Annotated in this window: 15 protein-coding genes; 11 read left to right on the top strand and 4 right to left on the bottom strand. The window is 65.7% G+C overall.

Annotation, left to right across the window (positions count from 1 at the left end):
* The first annotated feature begins 46 nt into the window (after positions 1-46).
* From metE to PNI01S_RS25615, 3 genes are all read left to right on the top strand, one after another.
* On the top strand, positions 47-2,374 hold the full coding sequence (gene metE / locus PNI01S_RS25625; protein WP_024767245.1) for a 5-methyltetrahydropteroyltriglutamate--homocysteine S-methyltransferase: 2,328 nt from the start codon (positions 47-49) through the stop codon (positions 2,372-2,374).
* 179 nt (positions 2,375-2,553) lie between these two features.
* Positions 2,554-3,318 carry a precorrin-6A synthase (deacetylating) gene (gene cobF / locus PNI01S_RS25620; protein WP_084359677.1) on the top strand — a complete coding sequence of 255 codons (765 nt, stop codon included), beginning with the start codon at positions 2,554-2,556 and terminating at the stop codon, positions 3,316-3,318.
* Positions 3,319-3,439: 121 nt separating this feature from the next.
* Positions 3,440-4,006: a cysteine dioxygenase family protein gene (locus PNI01S_RS25615; RefSeq protein ID WP_084359676.1), complete on the top strand. Its 567-nt coding sequence runs from the start codon at positions 3,440-3,442 to the stop codon at positions 4,004-4,006.
* 6 nt (positions 4,007-4,012) lie between these two features.
* Here PNI01S_RS25615 and PNI01S_RS25610 read toward each other — a convergent pair whose 3' ends face one another.
* A complete protein-coding gene (locus PNI01S_RS25610; RefSeq protein WP_037010593.1) occupies positions 4,013-4,789 on the bottom strand; it encodes an IclR family transcriptional regulator in 777 nt (258 codons plus the stop codon).
* A gap of 177 nt (positions 4,790-4,966) precedes the next feature.
* Here PNI01S_RS25610 and PNI01S_RS25605 point away from each other — a divergent pair, with 177 nt between their 5' ends.
* The 4 genes from PNI01S_RS25605 to PNI01S_RS25590 all read left to right on the top strand — a co-directional run bounded on the left by PNI01S_RS25605 (position 4,967) and on the right by PNI01S_RS25590 (position 8,477).
* Positions 4,967-5,725 carry an ABC transporter substrate-binding protein gene (locus tag PNI01S_RS25605; RefSeq protein ID WP_054907100.1) on the top strand — a complete coding sequence of 253 codons (759 nt, stop codon included), beginning with the start codon at positions 4,967-4,969 and terminating at the stop codon, positions 5,723-5,725.
* Between the two features lie 72 nt (positions 5,726-5,797).
* A complete protein-coding gene (locus PNI01S_RS25600; RefSeq protein WP_038803618.1) occupies positions 5,798-6,454 on the top strand; it encodes an amino acid ABC transporter permease in 657 nt (218 codons plus the stop codon).
* The gene (locus tag PNI01S_RS25595) at positions 6,451-7,194 is read left to right on the top strand and encodes an amino acid ABC transporter ATP-binding protein (RefSeq protein ID WP_024767240.1); all 744 of its coding nucleotides are present in this window, start codon (positions 6,451-6,453) and stop codon (positions 7,192-7,194) included. Before PNI01S_RS25600 ends, PNI01S_RS25595 begins: the two co-directional genes overlap by 4 nt.
* Positions 7,191-8,477 (top strand): NAD(P)/FAD-dependent oxidoreductase, encoded by a 1,287-nt coding sequence (locus PNI01S_RS25590; RefSeq protein ID WP_084359675.1) that lies wholly within the window; start codon positions 7,191-7,193, stop codon positions 8,475-8,477. The genes PNI01S_RS25595 and PNI01S_RS25590 overlap by 4 nt, the downstream gene beginning before the upstream one ends.
* Before the next feature lie 23 nt (positions 8,478-8,500).
* On the opposite strand, the gene PNI01S_RS25585 is transcribed toward PNI01S_RS25590, so the two are convergent.
* Positions 8,501-9,274, bottom strand: coding sequence for an AraC family transcriptional regulator (locus PNI01S_RS25585; RefSeq protein WP_084359674.1), 774 nt, complete (start codon positions 9,272-9,274; stop codon positions 8,501-8,503).
* 221 nt (positions 9,275-9,495) lie between these two features.
* Between PNI01S_RS25585 and PNI01S_RS25580 the strand changes: the two genes are divergently transcribed.
* From PNI01S_RS25580 to PNI01S_RS25565, 4 genes are all read left to right on the top strand, one after another.
* On the top strand, positions 9,496-10,590 hold the full coding sequence (locus PNI01S_RS25580) for a polyamine ABC transporter substrate-binding protein (protein WP_084359673.1): 1,095 nt from the start codon (positions 9,496-9,498) through the stop codon (positions 10,588-10,590).
* Positions 10,591-10,795: 205 nt separating this feature from the next.
* Positions 10,796-12,154 carry a glutamine synthetase family protein gene (locus PNI01S_RS25575; RefSeq protein ID WP_084359672.1) on the top strand — a complete coding sequence of 453 codons (1,359 nt, stop codon included), beginning with the start codon at positions 10,796-10,798 and terminating at the stop codon, positions 12,152-12,154.
* Positions 12,155-12,195: 41 nt separating this feature from the next.
* On the top strand, positions 12,196-13,281 hold the full coding sequence (locus PNI01S_RS25570) for a polyamine ABC transporter substrate-binding protein (protein WP_024767285.1): 1,086 nt from the start codon (positions 12,196-12,198) through the stop codon (positions 13,279-13,281).
* A gap of 14 nt (positions 13,282-13,295) precedes the next feature.
* Complete coding sequence (locus tag PNI01S_RS25565) at positions 13,296-14,591, top strand: NAD(P)/FAD-dependent oxidoreductase (RefSeq protein WP_024767286.1); 1,296 nt, start codon at positions 13,296-13,298, stop codon at positions 14,589-14,591.
* 94 nt (positions 14,592-14,685) lie between these two features.
* Here the strand turns inward: PNI01S_RS25565 and PNI01S_RS25560 are convergent, their stop codons facing one another.
* Positions 14,686-15,516 carry a helix-turn-helix domain-containing protein gene (locus PNI01S_RS25560; RefSeq protein WP_256576727.1) on the bottom strand — a complete coding sequence of 277 codons (831 nt, stop codon included), beginning with the start codon at positions 15,514-15,516 and terminating at the stop codon, positions 14,686-14,688.
* A 301-nt stretch (positions 15,517-15,817) separates the two neighbouring features.
* On the bottom strand, positions 15,818-17,766 hold a 1,949-nt coding region (locus PNI01S_RS25555; RefSeq protein ID WP_084359671.1), incomplete at its 5' end, for a YadA family autotransporter adhesin.

The following is a 17,766-nucleotide window of genomic DNA, read 5'->3' as shown; positions in this document are numbered from 1 at the left end:
GCGCCACGGAGAATTTCCCCATCGTTGATTCAATGGAGAGATTCACATGGCGTTCGCACACAACCTCGGCTTCCCCCGCATCGGCCGCGACCGCGAGCTGAAGAAGGCGCAGGAAGCCTTCTGGAAAGGCGAACTGGATGAAGCCGGCCTGCGCGCCGTCGGCCGCGAACTGCGCGCCGCCCACTGGCAGGTGCAGAAGAACGCCGGCATCGAATTGCTGCCGGTGGGCGACTTCGCCTGGTACGACCAGGTCCTGGCCCACTCGCTGACCTTCGGCGTGATTCCCGAGCGTTTCCGCGACCGGGGCGATGCCAAACCGACGCTGCAGACCCTGTTCGCCATGGCGCGCGGCGCCGTGGCGACGGACTGCAGCACCGGCTGCTGTGGTGCCCATGCCCAGCCCCTTCTCGCACAAGAGCTAACCAAGTGGTTCGACACCAACTATCACTACCTCGTCCCTGAATTCAGCGCTGAACAGCAGTTCGCACTGAGCTGGGAGCAACTGTTCGAGGAAGTGGACGAAGCCCACGCCCTCGGCCACACGGTGAAACCTGTGGTGATCGGCCCGCTGACCTACCTCTGGCTGGGCAAGACCAAGGGCAGCGACTTCGACAAGCTCGACCTCGTCGAGCGCCTGCTGCCGCTCTACGGCCAGATCTTCCGCCGCCTCGCCGCGCAAGGCGTGGAGTGGGTGCAGATCGACGAGCCGATCCTCGCCCTCGACCTGCCGCAAGCCTGGAAGAACGCCTTCGAGCGCACCTACAACCTGCTGCAGAGCGAGCCGCTGAAGAAGCTGGTTGCCACCTACTTCGGCGGCCTGGACGACAACCTGGGACTGGCCGCCGGCTTGCCGGTGGATGGCCTGCACCTCGATCTGGTGCGCGCTCCCGAGCAGTTCCCGAGCATCCTCGACCGCCTGCCGGCCTACAAGATTCTCTCCCTCGGCGTGGTCAACGGCCGCAATGTCTGGCGCTGCGACCTGGAGAAAACCCTGGACGTACTGCGCTACGCCCATGACCGTGTCGGCGAACGCCTGTGGGTCGCCCCCTCCTGCTCGCTGCTGCACAGCCCGGTGGACCTGGAGCGCGAGGACAAACTGGATACCGAGCTGAAGAGCTGGCTGGCGTTTGCCGTGCAGAAGTGCGCCGAAGTTGCGCTGCTCGCCCGCGCCGTCAATGAACCGCAGGCGCCGGATGTCCTTGCCGCCCTGGAGCAGAGCCGCGCCGTGCAAGCCAGCCGGGCCGCCTCGCCGCGCATCCACAAGCCGCAGGTGAAGGCCCGCCTGGCCGCCGTGAATGCCGCCGACAGCCAGCGCCAATCGCCCTTTGCCCAGCGCATCGTCAAGCAGCGCGCCGGCCTGGACCTGCCGGACTTCCCCACCACCACCATCGGCTCTTTCCCGCAGACGGCCTCCATTCGCCTCGCGCGGCAGGCGTTCAGGCAGGGCAAACTGAGCGCCGCCGACTACACCGAGGCGATGCACAGCGAAATCCGCCATGCCGTGGAAATCCAGGAACAACTGGGCCTTGACGTACTGGTACACGGCGAGGCCGAGCGCAACGACATGGTCGAGTACTTCGCCGAGCAACTCGACGGCTACCTCTTCACCCGCTTCGGCTGGGTGCAGAGCTACGGCTCACGCTGCGTGAAGCCGGCCGTGATCTTCGGCGACCTCAGCCGCCCGCAACCGATGACCGTGGAGTGGATCCGCTACGCCCAGAGCCTCACCGCGAAGGTCATGAAAGGCATGCTGACCGGCCCGGTGACCATGCTGATGTGGTCCTTCCCGCGCGAGGATATCTCTCGCGAGGAGCAGGCACGCCAGTTGGCCCTGGCGATCCGCGACGAAGTGCTCGACCTGGAGGCCGCCGGCATCCGCATCGTGCAGATCGACGAAGCCGCGTTCCGCGAAGGCCTGCCGCTGCGCCGCAACGACTGGGGCGGCTACCTGGCCTGGGCCACCGAAGCCTTCCGCCTGTGCGCCTCCGGCGTGCGCGACGAAACGCAGATCCACACCCACATGTGCTACAGCGAGTTCAACGACGTGATCGAGTCCATCGCCGCCATGGACGCCGATGTGATCACCATCGAGACCTCGCGCTCGGACATGGAGCTGCTGGAGGCCTTCGAGAAGTTCGAATATCCCAACGAGATCGGCCCAGGCGTCTACGACATCCACTCGCCGCGCGTGCCGGGCAAGGACGAGATGGTCAAGCTGCTGCGCAAGGCGGCACAGCGCATCCCCGCCGAGCGCCTGTGGGTCAACCCGGACTGCGGCCTGAAAACCCGCGCCTGGCCGGAAACCGAGGCGGCGCTGGTGAACATGGTCGCGGCCGCCCGCGAGCTGCGCAAGGACCTGGCGCTGCTAGGCTGAACGCGAGTCGATGACGCCCCGTAGGGCGCATAACGCCCCAGGCGTTATCCGCCACGACGGATACCCCGTACCGGGTTATCCGCCCTACGTTACTGCTACCGCGTCGGTCCGGTAGATGAGCGCGTCGCCGGACAGGCGTAGTCTTGAAGCCCTTCGATCCACGGCACGCAGGACCAGACATGAAGCAGCTGCTCATCATCGGCATCGGCGCAGGCGACCCCGAGTACCTCACCGTCCAGGCCATCAACGCGATGAACCGCGCGGACGTGTTCTTCCTCATGGACAAGGGCGCGAGCAAGGACAAGCTGAACCGGCTGCGCCGCGACATCCTGCTACGCTACGTCAACCACTCCGACTACCGCATCGTCGAGGCCGACAGCCCCGAGCGCGTGCGCGAAGGCGACTACACCGGGCAGGTGCGCGACCTCAACCACGCCAAGCAGCAGGTTTTCGAGCGCCTGATCAGCGATGAACTGCCGGAGGGACAGTGTGGCGCCTTCCTCGTCTGGGGCGACCCATCGCTGTACGACAGCACCCTGCGCATCCTCGATGCGATCCTACGCCAGGGGCGCGTGCAGTTCGACTACGAGGTCATCCCCGGCATCACCAGCGTTCAGGCCCTCGCGGCGCGCCACCGGGTGCCGCTCAATGCCATCGGCCAGTCGGTGCAGATCACCACCGGTCGGCGCCTGGCCGAAGGTTTCCCGGACAACGCAGAGAGTGTCGTGGTGATGCTCGACGCCGAGGACGCCTACCGCCAACTGGAGGACCCGCAGCTGGAAATCTACTGGGGCGCCTACGTCGGCACGCCCGATGAAATCCTCCGCAGCGGCAGGCTCGTCGAGGTTGCTGAAGACATCCAGCGCACCCGCCGGGCAGCCCGCGAGGCCAACGGCTGGATCATGGACACCTACCTGCTGCGGCGCGCGCCGAAAGGCGATTGAGCGACCACGCAGGGCGGATAACCTCTGCCGGGGTTTGCGCCCTGCGGTTCCGGGCAGGCTCGAAAAAAGCGACTAGAGTGACTTCCGTTGTGTCGCCAACACCCGCCGGAGCGCACCGCTCATGCCGCATGCCACCCTCTCCCGCTTCATCGACCAGGCCACCCGCCTGAGCCGCGAGGAATCCGAACCCTGCCAGTGCGTGGCCTCGCTGGCACCCTTCATGATGGAACTGCTCGCCCATGCCGGTGACTTCCTCGAAGCGCACCACTACCAGAGCGACGCGGCCCACTATGCGCGCAACCTGATCTACCAGTCGCCGGACGACAACCTGTCGCTCTATGCCCTGGTCTGGTCCCCGGGCCAGTGGACGCCGGTTCACGACCACGGCAGCTGGGGTGTGGTCGGCATTGTCGAAGGCGTGCTGGAGGAGCGCAGCTACGTCTGCCTCTCGGCCGACCGCTCGCGAGACGACGGCATCGAACTGGTCAAGGGCGGCATGATCCTGCTGCCACCGGGTGCGGTGACCAGCTTCGTGCCCAATCCCGACCACATCCACGTCACCGGCGTCCCAGCCGACCGCACACGGGCAGTCAGCCTGCACCTGTACGGACGGATGATGAACAACTACCACATCTACGATGTCGAGGCCGGCACACGGCACTTCGTCGAGGTGGAGCACAACGGTTGAGCCGCCTTACAGCGTCCTGATCGACGTACTGATCGCCCTGGCGCACTCAATGGCCGCCGGCGCCAGGCGGCGCTCGGCATCCTCGCGACTCCAGCGGCTGGTGGGCGCCACCACGTGTACCGAGGCCACCGGGCGGCCCTGACTGTTGCGTACCGGCGCAGCCACCGCCATGTCCCCCAGGAACAGTTCCTCGCTGTTGATCGCATAACCCTTGCGGCGAATCTCGGCGATCTCGGCGAGGATTTCCTCCAGCGAAGTGCGGGTGTACTGGGTGTGGCTGGACAGATCGCTGTCCCGCAGCAGCTCCAGCACCTCGTCGTCGCTCAGCGCACTGAGGAAGGCCCGGCCCGAGGCGGTGCAGTACATCGGGATGCGGCTGCCGATGGGCAGGTGGATCGGGATGAATTTCGGCCCCACGAAGCGCGCCACGTAGAGCATGTCGGTGCGCACCGGCTCGGTGAGGTTGGTGGTTTCGCCGGTGGTCTGTGCCAGCTCCGCGAGGAAGGGGTTGGCGACGTCCACCAGGGTGTCGGCGGCGAGGTAGTTGTAGCCGATCTCCATCACCTGCGGGGTCAGCTGGAAGCGCTTGGTCTGGGGGTGCTTGCAGACATACCCCAGCGCTTCGAGCGTATGGATCATCCGCTGCGCGGAGCTCTTGGTAATGTCGGCGGCCTCCGCCACTTCCGCCAGGTTCATGGTGCGGCTGCGCGCGTTGAAGGCACGCAGCACGGCCAGGCCCTTTTCCAGCGACTGGTTGAACAGGCTGTTTTCGTTGTCGCTCATGTCTCGTCCTTGCGAAGGATCAGGTTCTTATTAGATCTCAAATATCGATATGCGATATTTATAAATCTCTTTACGATTTTTGTAAATCATTTATATTGCGACCAATGCCTCCTGCCGATACTCGAGGCTATCCATAACGCATAAAGACAACAAACCGCGTCAAATGGGAGTTCATCCATGCATCCTCGCCTCCGCGTGTTTTCCTGCGCCCTCGCGCTCGTCGCCAGCTGCGCCGCATCCCTGGCCGCCCAGGCCGAACCTCTGAAAGTCGGCGCCACCGCCACCGGCGTTCCCTTCACCTTCCTCGACGTCAAGACCAACAGCATCCAGGGCATGATGGTCGACTCCGCGCAGGCCGTGGCCAAGGCCGGCGGCTTCGAAGTGGAAATCGCCCAGACCACCTTCGCCGCACTGATCCCCTCGCTCACCGCGAAGAAGATCGACCTGATCTCCGCCGCCATGCTGCGCACTCCCGAGCGGGAGAAAGTGGTGCAGTACTCCGACCCGGTGTTCGAGTACGGCGAAGGCCTGGTGGTACGCGCCGACGACGACAAGGCCTACACCAGCATGGATGACTTCAAGGGCGAGATCGTTGGCGCCCAGGTTGGCACCATCTTCATCGACAAGCTCAACCAGCGCGGCATCTTCAAGGAAGTGCGCGGCTACGACTCCCTCGCCGACCTCACCCGCGACCTGGCCCTGGGGCGCATCAAGGCCGGCTTCGGCGACCACCCGATCCTCGCCTACCAGATGGCCAAGGGCAGCCTGAAGAAGGTGCGCCTGGTGGACAGCTACCAGCCGCAGATCAAGGGCGAGGTCTGCCTGATCCTGCGCCAGGGCGATCCGGCTCTGCTCGCCCAGGTGAACAAGGGCATCGCCAGCATCAAGGCCGACGGCACCCTCGCCGGCATCATCGACAAGTGGCACCTGGACTGACGGTCGCCCTTCTCGCGCGCCTCCTGCGCCCGGCCACGGGCGCTCTCTGATTTACGCTCACGGACACTTCCCATGTTTCTCCAGAATGCTCTGGACTTCCTGCCCATTCTCCTGAGTGGCGCGGTGGTCACCGTGCAGGTCACGATTGCGTCGTTCCTGCTCAGCTCGCTCATCGGCCTGGCCTTCGCCCTGATGATGGTGTCGAAGATTCGCGCCGTGGCGCTATTCGGCATCTCCGTGGTCAACGTGATCCGCGGCCTGCCGATCATCGTGCAGCTGTTCTACATCTACTTCGTGCTGCCGGACTTCGGCGTGCAGCTCAGCGCCATGCAGGCCGGCATCATCGGCCTGGGCATCGCCTATTCGGCGTACCAGGCGGAGAACTTCCGCGCCGGCATCCAGGCCATCCAGCAGGGGCAGATCGAAGCCGCCGAATCCCTCGGCATGCGCGGCCCGATGATCATGCGCCGAGTGGTGCTGCCGCAGGCCTTCCGCATCGCCCTGCCGCCCTACGGCAACACCCTGGTGATGATGCTCAAGGACTCCTCGCTGGTGTCCACCATCACCGTGGCCGAGATGACCCGCGCCGGCCAGCTGATCGCCTCCTCGACCTTCGAGAACATGACCGTCTACACCCTGGTGGCCCTGCTCTACCTGGCCCTGAGCCTGCCGCTGTCGTACGCCCTGCGCCGCCTCGAAGCGCGCATCGCCACGAGGAAGAAAGCATGATCCGCATCCAGTCGCTGCACAAAAGCTACGGCAGCACCCGTGTCCTCGAAGGCATCGACCTGTCCGTGGAGAGCGGCCAGGTGGTGTGCCTGATCGGCCCGTCCGGCTCGGGCAAGTCCACCCTGCTGCGCTGCATCAACGGCCTGGAGACCTACGAGGGTGGCGACATTCTCGTGGGCCAGGAGCGTGTCGACCGCCACGCCAACTCCATCCACGAGATCCGCACCCAGGTGGCGATGGTCTTCCAGCGCTTCAACCTGTTCCCCCACCGCACCGCGCTGCAGAACGTGATGGAAGGCCCGGTGTACGTGAAGAAGGAACGCCCGGGCGAGGCCCGCGAGCACGCCCGCGCGCTGCTGGAAAAAGTCGGCCTGAGCCATCGCATGGATGCCTACCCGGACGAACTCTCCGGCGGCCAGCAGCAGCGCGTCGCCATCGCCCGCGCCCTGGCCATGCGGCCCAAGGCAATCCTCTTCGATGAACCGACCTCGGCGCTGGACCCGGAGCTGGTCGGTGAGGTGCTGGCGGTGATGCGCAAGCTCGCCGACGAAGGCATGACCATGGTCGTGGTCACCCACGAGATGGGCTTCGCCCGAGAAGTGGCGGACAAGGTGTGCTTCCTCTATGGCGGGCGCATCGTCGAGGAAGGCGCGGCCAAGGACGTGCTCGGCGCGCCGAGCCAGCCGCGCACCCAGGAATTCCTCCGCCGCCTGCTCAACACCGACGGAGGCCAGGCATGAACGCCCAGCCCCTGGCACTGCCACCCTCGCTCTGGGCGGCCACCGCGAACGCCGGCCCGGCAACACCGGCGCTGGCTGAAGACAAGCAGGTCGACGTCGCCATCGTCGGCGCCGGCTACACCGGTCTGGTCACGGCGCTGCACCTGGCCCGCAATGGCGTGCGCGTCTGCGTGCTGGACGCCGGCGAGCCCGGCTGGGGCGCTTCCGGGCGCAACGGCGGGCAAGTGATTCCCGGCCTCAAGCATGACCCCGACGACCTGCGCCGGATGTTCGGCGGCGACAAGGCCGAGCGCCTGATCGAAGTTGCCGGGGGCGCTGCCGATGAAGTCTTCGCGCTGATCCGCCGCTACGACATCGACTGCGAAGCCACCCGCAAGGGCTGGATTCAACCGGCCGCCTCCCCGGCCGCCCTGCGCGCCATCGAAAAACGCGCCGAGCAGTGGCGCCAGCGCGGCGTGCCGGTGGAGATGCTCGACAAGAGCTGCGTCGCCCAGCGCATCGGCAGCAACGACTACCTTGGCGCCTGGGTCGACCCGCGCGCCGGCAGCGTGCAGCCGCTGAGCTACGTGCGTGGCCTGGCCCGCGCTGCGCTGGCCGAAGGTGCCGCGATTCACGGCCACAACCGCGTGACCGGGCTGCGCCGCCACGGCAGCGGCTGGCAGCTCAGCACGGCCACCGGGCACAGCGTGACTGCCGAGCGCGTTGTCCTCGCCACCAACGGTTATACCGACGACCTGTGGCCGAAGCTGCGGCAGACGGTGATCGCCGCCAACAGCTTCATCGTCGCCACCAAACCCCTGCCGGAGAACCTGCGGCGCAGCGTGCTGCCGGGTGGCGAGGTCTGCTCGGATGCGCGTCGCCTGCTGCTGTACTTCAAGCAGGACGCCCGCGGCCGGCTCTTGCTGGGCGGCCGCGGGCCGTTCGCCGAGCCGCGCTCGTCCGGTGACTGGCTGCATCTGAAGCGTTCGCTGCTGGGGCTGTTCCCGCAGCTGGCCGAGGTCGAGTTCGAGTACCAGTGGAGTGGCCGCGTGGCGCTGACGCCGGACTTCATGCCGCGGCTGCACGAACCGGCGCCGAACCTGAGCATCCTGCTGGGCTACAACGGCCGCGGCATTGCCATGGCTTCCGCCCTGGGCCGCCACCTGGCAGAGCGCCTGCTGGACCGCGAGAAGGACTTCCCCTTCCCGGTCACGCCGGTGCGGCCGATCCCCTTCCACGGGCTGCAGCGCCTCTATCTCGGCGTCGGTATCGCCTGGTACCGGCTGCTCGACGCGGTCCTCTGACCGAGCCCGGCCTGACGCCTGCGTCAGGCCGGGCCTCCCTCCTGCATGGCCGCCAGGTACGCACGCGGCGGCTGCCCGGTGTGCTCGCGGAAGCAGCGGTAGAACACCGACAACGAATTGAAGCCCACCGCGAACGCCAGTTCGTCGATGCGCGCCGCCGGCTCCTCGCGCAGGCGCTCCAGCAGGTGGCCGATGCGCGCCTGGTTCAGGTAGCGGTAAAAGCTCTGCCCGAGCACCTGGTTGAGCAGGTAGGAAATCTGGTTGCGCGTGTAGCCGGTGGCCCGTGCCAGGCGCTCCAGGTCCATCTCCGGATCGAGATAGGGATGGGCGCTGCCGAAGTAGGACTCGATATCCAGCAGCATCTTCCCCACCTGCGCGGAGTTCAGACCGAGGCGGCGCTGGTCCTTGACGCCCTCCTCGCGCTGCTCGCGCACGGGCGTGGCGTACTCATGGACACGCCAGATCAGCCCATCGCGCACGGTGATCGCCTCGCTGGCGCGGAACGAGGCCAGCCGGCTGCTGCGCCGCAGCGTCAGGCGCGAGCGGTACTGGATGAACGCGGTGTCGCCATCGGCACGGATCTGGTCGATATGCTCGATGTGATGCTGCGGGCTGCGCGGCATCGCCGTGCGGATGTAGCCGGGCAGCTCGCTGGCGGGGATTTCCAGGTCGTTGTAGAAGTCGCAGTACTGCACCTGCGGATGGAACATCGCCAGCACGCCTTCGACGTCGCGATTCATCCAGCACCGGTGGTAGCGCGTGACCACTTCGCGGGTGCGCTCGGTTTCTTCATTCATGGTTTTCCCTCCGCCCAGGCCCGCAGCGTAGGGCGCGAGGATCGCGCTGCACAGTGCCGCGGGTCCGCAGCAGCATCGCCGATTCCGCCCGTGCACGGAAGAACGACGCAAAACCGCGCCACGCCTAGTTTTCGGCCAGGGCCGAAAACAACAGAACAAGGCCCGATTCCCACCTGCCGATCGCATGGGCGCTGCGCAAGCCGGCGCCCTCAGGAGTGAAGATGAACAAGCGTGCTTTGGGTTGTCTGGCCGGCCTGCTGGCCGGTGTCGCGTTGCCGGTAATGGCGGCGCCGCAGGAAGTGCATTTCGCCAACTGGGCCGACTACATCGGGCCGACCGTGCTGCAGGACTTCCAGAAGGAAACCGGAATCAAGGTGGTGCTCGACGCCTTCGAGTCTGACGAAGTGCTGGAAGCCAAGCTGCTCACCGGGCATTCGGGCTTCGACGTGGTGGTGCCCTCGGCGGACTTCCTCGCCCGCCAGCTCAAGGCCGGCGTCTACCGCCCGCTGGACGACGCGCTGCTGCCCAACCGCAAGAACCTCGACCCCGACCTGCTGGCCCGCGTCGCCCTGTCCGACCCCGGCAACCGCTTCGCCGTGCCTTACCTCTGGGGCACCGTCGGCGTGGGCTACAACCCGGCGAAGGTCAAGGCCGCGCTGGGCGCCGACGCGCCGCTGGACTCCTGGGACCTGGTGTTCAAGCCGGAGAACCTCGCCAAACTCAAGGGCTGCGGCGTGGCCTTCCTCGACTCGCCGGCGAAGATCCTGCCGCTGGCCCTGCACTACCTGGGCAAGGACCCGAACAGCAACAACCCGGCGGACTACGAGGCGGGCACCAGGCTGCTGGAAAGCCTCAAGCCCTCGGTGACCTACTTCAGCTCGACCAAGTACATCGCCGATCTCGCCAACGGCAACGTCTGCGTGGCCATCGGCTTCTCCGGCGACGTGCTGCAGGCGCAGAAGAGCGCCCAGGAAGCTGGCGGTTCGGTGCGGGTGGAATACAGCGTGCCGAAGGAAGGCACCAACATCTGGTTCGACAACCTGGCCATCCCCAAGGATGCACGCAACCCCGAGGGCGCCCACGCATTCATCAACTACCTGATGCGCCCGGACGTGATCGCCAGGACCAGCGACTACCTGCACTACGCCAACGCCAACGTGCCGGCCAAGGCGCTGATGGACCAGAAGGTCCGCGAGAACCCGGCGGTCTACCCGAATGCCGAACTGGTCAAGGGCATGTATGTCAGCCTGCCGCCGAGCCCATCGATCCTGCGCCTGATCACCCGCGACTGGAGCCGGATCAAGTCCGGGGTCTGATTCCCGAACCGCTCCTTTTACACCAGCAGCCCCGGTCGCCACGGCGTCCGGGGCTTTCTGCATTGGAAGCAGGCGCTTTTTTGCAGCGATTCCCAAGCCTTGCGGAAAGTGGATAGAACACACTCCCGCCTCCAGCCGACACTAGTCTCGCCTGGCAGCAAGATGCTGTGCGTGCATCCATTACAAAATCAAAACCGAGGCTTGTATGACCACCCCCGCCGAGCAACTGGAGCAACGGCTGAAGCAACAGAAAATCACCGAAGTCGAATGCGTGGTGAGCGATCTCACCGGCATCGCCCGCGGCAAGATTTCTCCCACCAACAAGTTCCTCGGCGAGGGGGGCATGCGTCTCCCCGAAAGTGTTCTGCTGCAGACGGTCACCGGCGATTTCGTCGATGACGACGTCTATTACGACCTGCTCGACGAAGCGGACATCGACATGGTCTGCAAGCCCGACCCGGACGCCATCTTCCTGGTGCCCTGGGCGCTGGAGCCGACCGCGATGGTCATCCACGACACCTTCGACAAGGTCGGCAACCCCATCGAACTGTCCCCGCGCAACGTCCTCAAGCGCGTACTCAAGCTCTACGCCGACAAGGGCTGGAGCCCGGTGGTGGCGCCGGAGATGGAGTTCTACCTGACCAAGCGCAGCAGCGACCCGGACTTCCCGCTGGAAGCCCCCGTGGGCCGTTCGGGCCGCCCGGAAAGCGGCCGCCAGAGCTTCTCCATCGATGCCGCCAACGAATTCGACCCGCTGTTCGAGGACGTCTACGACTGGTGCGAACTGCAGGGCCTGGACCTCGATACGCTGATCCACGAGGACGGCCCGGCGCAGATGGAAATCAACTTCCGTCACGGCGACGCGCTGAGCCTGGCCGACCAGATCATCGTGTTCAAACGCACCATGCGCGAAGCCGCACTCAAGCATGACGTCAGCGCCACCTTCATGGCCAAGCCGATCACCGACGAGCCCGGCAGCGCCATGCACATTCACCAAAGCGTGCTGGACATCGCCACCGGCAAGAACATCTTCGCCGCTGAAGACGGCTCCATGAGCCAGCTGTTCCTGCACTACATCGGCGGCCTGCAGAAGTACATCCCGAAAGTGCTGCCGATGTTCGCGCCGAACGTGAACTCCTTCCGCCGCTTCCTGCCGGACACCTCCGCGCCGGTGAACGTCGAATGGGGCGAAGAGAACCGCACCGTGGGCCTGCGCGTCCCCGCTGCTCCGCCGGCCGCCATGCGCGTGGAAAACCGCCTGCCGGGCGCCGACGCCAACCCCTACCTGGCACTGGCTGCCAGCCTGCTCTGCGGCTACCTGGGCATGATCGAGCAGATCAACCCCAGCGCCGCCGTCCAGGGCCGCGCGTACGAGCGCCGCAACCTGCGCCTGCCGATCACCATCGAGGACGCACTGCAGCAGATGGAAGACTGCGCCGTGCTCAAGGAATTCCTCGGCGAGAAGTTCGTGCAGGGCTACGTGGCGGTGAAGCGCACCGAGCACGAGAACTTCAAGCGGGTGATCAGCTCCTGGGAGCGTGAGTTCCTCCTGCTGAGCGTCTGACCCTTCTCAACCGACTTCACAACAACAATTCGGGAGTCCCCATGAGACTGCTGCGCACCCTTGCGCCCTTCGCCCTGGCCGCCATTGCCTCGGCCGCACACGCTGAACCGACGGTCAGCATCTACAACTGGACCGACTACATCGCTCCGGACACCCTCGCCGGCTTCCAGAAGACCACCGGGATCAAGCCGGTGTACGACGTCTTCGACTCCAACGAGACCCTGGAAGGCAAGCTGCTGGCGGGCCGCTCGGGCTACGACGTGGTGGTGCCGTCCAACCACTTCCTGACCCGCCAGGTGCAGGCCGGCGTGTTCCTCGAACTCGACCGCAGCCAGCTGCCGAACTGGAAGCACCTGGACCCGACGCTGCTCAAGCTGCTGGAACAGAACGACCCGGGCAACAAGCATTCGGTACCCTACCTGTGGGGCACCAACGGCATCGGCTACAACGTCGCCAAGGTCAAGCAGGTACTGGGCGTCGACAAGATCGATTCATGGTCGGTGCTGTTCGAGCCGGAGAACATCAAGAAGCTCAGCACGTGCGGCGTGGCCTTCATGGACTCGCCCGACGAGATGATCCCCTCGGTGCTCAACTACCTCGGCCTGGACCCCAACAGCACCAACCCGGCGGACTACCCGAAGGCCGAGGCCAAGCTGGTGGCGGTGCGTCCGTACGTCACCTACTTCCACTCCTCGAAGTACATCTCGGACCTGGCCAACGGCAACATCTGCGTGGCCTTCGGCTACTCCGGCGACGTGTTCCAGGCCGCCGCACGGGCCAAGGAAGCGAAGAACGGCATCGAGATCGCCTACAGCATTCCCAAGGAAGGCGCGAACCTGTGGTTCGACCTGATGGCGATTCCCTCGGATGCGACCCATCCGGAACAGGCCCTGGCGTTCATCAACTACATCCTCGATCCGAAGGTGATCGCCGGCATCAGCGAGTACGTCGGCTACCCCAGCGCCAATGCTGACGCCAAGACCCTGCTGCCCGAGGAAATGCAGAACAACCCCGAGGTCTACCCGAGCCAGGCCGTGCTCGACAAGCTGTACATCGCCAAGGCGCCGCCGCCCAAGATCATGCGCCTGATGACCCGCAGCTGGAGCAAGATCAAGTTCAACCAATGATGCGAGAAAGTCCCATGAAGCACACCGAGGAGCACGCCGCGTCCTATTACGCCGCGACCGCCCGCGACCGTCAGCAGTACCCTTCCCTCACCGGGGATGTGCGGGCAGACGTCTGCGTGATCGGCGGCGGCTTCACCGGCGTGAACGCAGCCCTGGAGCTGGCCCGGCGTGGCCACTCCGTGGTGCTGCTGGAAGCCCGGCGCATCGGCTGGGGCGCCAGTGGGCGCAATGGCGGGCAACTGATCCGTGGCATCGGCCATGACGTCAGCGGCTTCGCCAAGTACGTCGGCGAGGAAGGCGTGCAGTATCTGGAGCAGGCAGGTGTCGATTCGGTGGCCCTGGTCGCCGAACGCATCCGCGAGCTTGCCATCGAGTGCGACCTGCGCTGGGGCTTCTGCGAGCTGGCCAATACCCCGGCGCAATATGCCGCCATGGTCCGCGAGCAGGAATCGCTGAGCGCTTCGGATTACCCGCACGAAACCCGGCTGGTACCGCCGGAACGCATGCGCGAAGTGGTCGCCAGCGACTGCTACGCGGGCGGGCACATCGACATGGGCTCGGGCCACCTGCACCCGCTCGACCTGGTGAAGGGCGAGGCCCGGGCGGCCAAGTCCTTCGGCGCGCAGATATTCGAGCAGAGCCCGGTGCTGCGTATCGAGCACGGTGCAACCGCCGTCGTTCACTGCGCCCAGGGCCGCGTGCTGGCGAACACGCTGGTACTCGGCTGCAATGCGCACCTGGAGGAGCTGGAACCAAAGCTGACGGGCAAGGTGCTGCCTGCCGGCAGCTACGTGGTGGCCACCGAGCCGCTGTCCGAGGAACTGGCGGCTCAGTTGATCCCGCAGAACATGGCGCTGTGCGACCAGAAGGTGGGGCTGGACTACTACCGCCTGACGGCCGACCGCCGCTTGCTGTTCGGTGGCGCCTGCCACTACTCCGGGCGCGACCCGGCGGACATCGGCGCCTACATGCGGCCGAAGGTGCTCAAGGTGTTCCCCCAGCTGCAACAGGTGAAGCTCGACTACCAGTGGGGCGGCATGATCGGCATCACCGCCAATCGTTTCCCGCAGGTCGGGCGGCTCAAGGCCCATCCCAATGTGTACTTCGCCCAGGGCTATTCCGGCCACGGACTGAACGTCACGCACTGGTCGGCCAAACTGCTCGCCGAAGCCATCCACCAGGGCGAGAGTAAGGGGTTGGACCTGTTCAGCGCCGTCCCCCACCTGACCTTCCCCGGCGGCAAGCTGCTGCGTTCGCCCCTGCTGGCGTTGGGCATGGCGTGGTATCGGGTGCGCGAGCTGATCGGCTGATCAATCGCGCTGCTGTAAACGAAAAGCCCCCGATTCGGGGGCTTTTTCTGTGATCTCTGCACGTCTCGGCCGTGGGGCCACTGTCCGCGATGGCTCAGCTACCGCTGCGTTGCAGGCAATGGGAGCAGGCCCGGCCGCCCAGTTTGGCCGTCGTCTTCGGATACTCGCCGAACAGCGCGAAATAGGACTGGGAAAACCGCCCCAGGTGCCAGAACGACCATTTCATCGCCACCTCGGCCACGGTCATGCCGGATTCGGCGGCAGCCAGCAGGTCGCGGCGCGCGGCGTTCAGGCGGCGGTTGCGCAGCCAGACGATGGGCGGGATACCGGCGTAATGCAGGAACGACTGCTGCAGCGTGCGTGGCGAGACGCCCGCCTTGGCGGCGAGGTCGGCCATGCCGAACTGCTCGTCGGGGCAGTCGTTCACCACTTCCTTGACCCGCTGCACGACGCGCTTGGCCTGGACGATGGAGCGCGCGCGACGCTCGCCATCCAGGGGCGCCTCGCACAGCAGCGAGAAACAGTTGGACACGATGCTCTGCGCCACGCCCGGTGCATCCATCGGATCATCGCCCGTCGTCGCGCCGGTCAGGAGGTTGCTCAGCGAGGTTGCCACCGACTGGCAGTGGCCCGAGCGCAGCGGCGTCAGCACCAGGTCGGCGAAGGCATCCGCCGGCTGGCCCCAATGCGCGGACTCCTTGATCACCACCGCCACCTCGCGGTAGTTCTCCGGGGTGACCCAGGCGTTGCGGGTTTCCCCGTCGAGCAGGTAGAGCGCGTTGTCGGACATGTCGAAGCTGAACACCAGCGCACCGGGCGGGGCATGGAATTCCTGCTCCACGCGCAGGTTCATCTGCTCCTCGTAGAGCTCGATCCCCTCGACCTCGGCATGCAGGATGCGCCCGGCGAAGCGCCCGGCGGACATCTGCGTGTACTGCTGTTCCCAACCAGGAATGGCTATTCGCTGCTGATCTACTTCTTGTGCTTCGACAACCCGGATCGCCATACCCAGCCCTGCTGGTTTTTTCAGATGGGGAAGGCTACCAACCGGCGTATACCGCGTGCAAGACGGGTTCAGCTGTCAATGGTCGGGGCAGCGTATTGCCGCAGAGCCGGAGCCCTGTGAAAACAGACAAGAAAACGAGGCGCCTGAGCGCCCCGTCATTCTTTCGAGCTTCCTGCAAGGATCCCTCCCGCCGAGTTTCCAGCGGGAAGGATCCGCCGATTTACCAGTTGTAACCCACCCCCGCACCGAGGGAGAAGTTGCTCTGGGTATCGACGCTACCGCCGACCTTGGTCGTCCACTTGCCGTCGTTGGAGACGTGCGATACGCCCACCGACACGGCCGACTGGCCATTGAAGTTGCCAATACCGGCGGCGGTGGTGCTACCGCCGTTGCTCATCGGTTGCGGCAGGCTGGCGATGGCGATGGCACCGGCGATGCCGGCACTCAGGCGGTCGTCCTGCTCCTTCAGATCATTGCGCAGGCTGTTGAACTGCGAGTTGGTCTGCCCCGCAAGGCTGCCCAGCGCATCCTCCACCTGGCCGACGTTGACGGCGTCGGTACGCTCCACGCCTGCCGCCACGTGGGTGATCTGGCGCTCGTTACCGGCGCTGCCGACGGCGACACTGTTGTCGCGCTCGGCTACCGAGTTGGCGCCGACGGCCACCGAGTTCCTGCCTTTGGCCTTGGCGTTGGAGCCCACCGCCGTGCTGCTGGCACCCGAGGCCTCCGCCCCCGGGGCGACAGCGACAGCGTTGGTACCGGTGGCGGTCGGCTTCTGCAGCTTCGCGGTATTGTTCACCGCGCCCATACTGCTGACGCTGTCTTCGACCTGAGTAACCCGGTTGTCGACCTTGGCGATACTCTCATCGACATTGGCGACGCTCCCGGCGATCCCTTCGACCCGGCTATCGGTGTAGGACTTCGATGCAGCCACTGCCCCATCCAGCTGACGCAGGTTGACGGCGTCGCCGGCTTCCTGGGCATCAGCCACGTTACTGATGGTGCGGGTCTCGCCAGTTGCAGCATTGCCGACGGATACCGTGCCCACGACCTTGTCGTTGCTCGCTCCCGAATACTGCCCGACGTAGGCCTCGGCCGGCGCACCGCGACCGCCGTCGCTCGCCCCCTGCCCCAGCGCCACGCTGCCCTTGGCCGAAGCTTCGGCGCCCTCACCCAGCGCGACCGAACCGTCGCCGCTGGCCTTGGCATTGCCGCCGACGGCGATCGCATTGGCGCCGCTGGCCACCGAATCGGCCAGACTCGACGAGGTGTGGAAGTACTTGATGCCACCGCCGCTGACGATGTTGTTGACGCTGCTTTCCAGGCCGGTGACGCGACCGTCGATCACGGCGACCTTGTTGTTGGTATCGAACAGCTGCGCACCGTTGACCGCATCGGTGCTGTCTTCGGACAACTGGCCGGCCTTGACGTTGGTCAACTGGACGCTCTTGCCGGTACTCCCGAGAGTCACCTTGTCGTGCGCCGCCGAGTCGTAGACCAGGGCATCGGACAGCGTGCCGCTCATGCTGGCGAGGGTGGTATTGATGCCACTGATATCCGTGGTGTTCTGGGTGACACGGCCATCCAGGCCGCTGATCGCCACCGTGTTGCCGGCGATATCAGCGGTGTTCTGGGTGGTACGGGTATTCAGGTCACCGATCGAGGCCGTGTTGCCGGCGATATCCGTAGCGTTCTGCTCGACCCGCTGATTGGTGTTGAACAGCTGGCCACCATTCACGGCCTCCTGGCTGTCGGCGGCCACGGTGCCATCGGCCACGTTGATCAGCTTGCGCGCACCGGCAGTGCCGAGGAAGTCGACGGCGGCGCCATCGCTGTCCTTGCCCACAGTGAGGTTTTCACCGGCGGCGGACTGCTGGACCATGCCGATGGTGCCGCTGCTGAGGTTGGTGGTGATGCTGGTGATATCGCCTTCGACGTTGTTCATGCGGCCGTCGAGGTTCGTCACGCTGCCTTCGACGTTGGTCACGCGGCTGTCGATGCCGGTGATCGCTGCGGTATTGCCAGCGATTTCAGCAGTATTCTGCGCCACGTTCTGGTTGGTGCTGAACAGCTGGCCGCCATTCACCGCTTCCTGGCTATCGGCGGCCACGGTACCGTTGGCAACGTTGATCAGCTTGCGCGCACCGGCAGTGCCGAGAAAGTCGACGG

Origin of the sequence: Pseudomonas nitroreducens NBRC 12694, from assembly GCF_002091755.1 — a bacterium.
GTDB classification, from domain to species: Bacteria; Pseudomonadota; Gammaproteobacteria; order Pseudomonadales; family Pseudomonadaceae; genus Pseudomonas; species Pseudomonas nitroreducens.
This window is presented reverse-complemented; position numbering and strand designations above follow the sequence as displayed.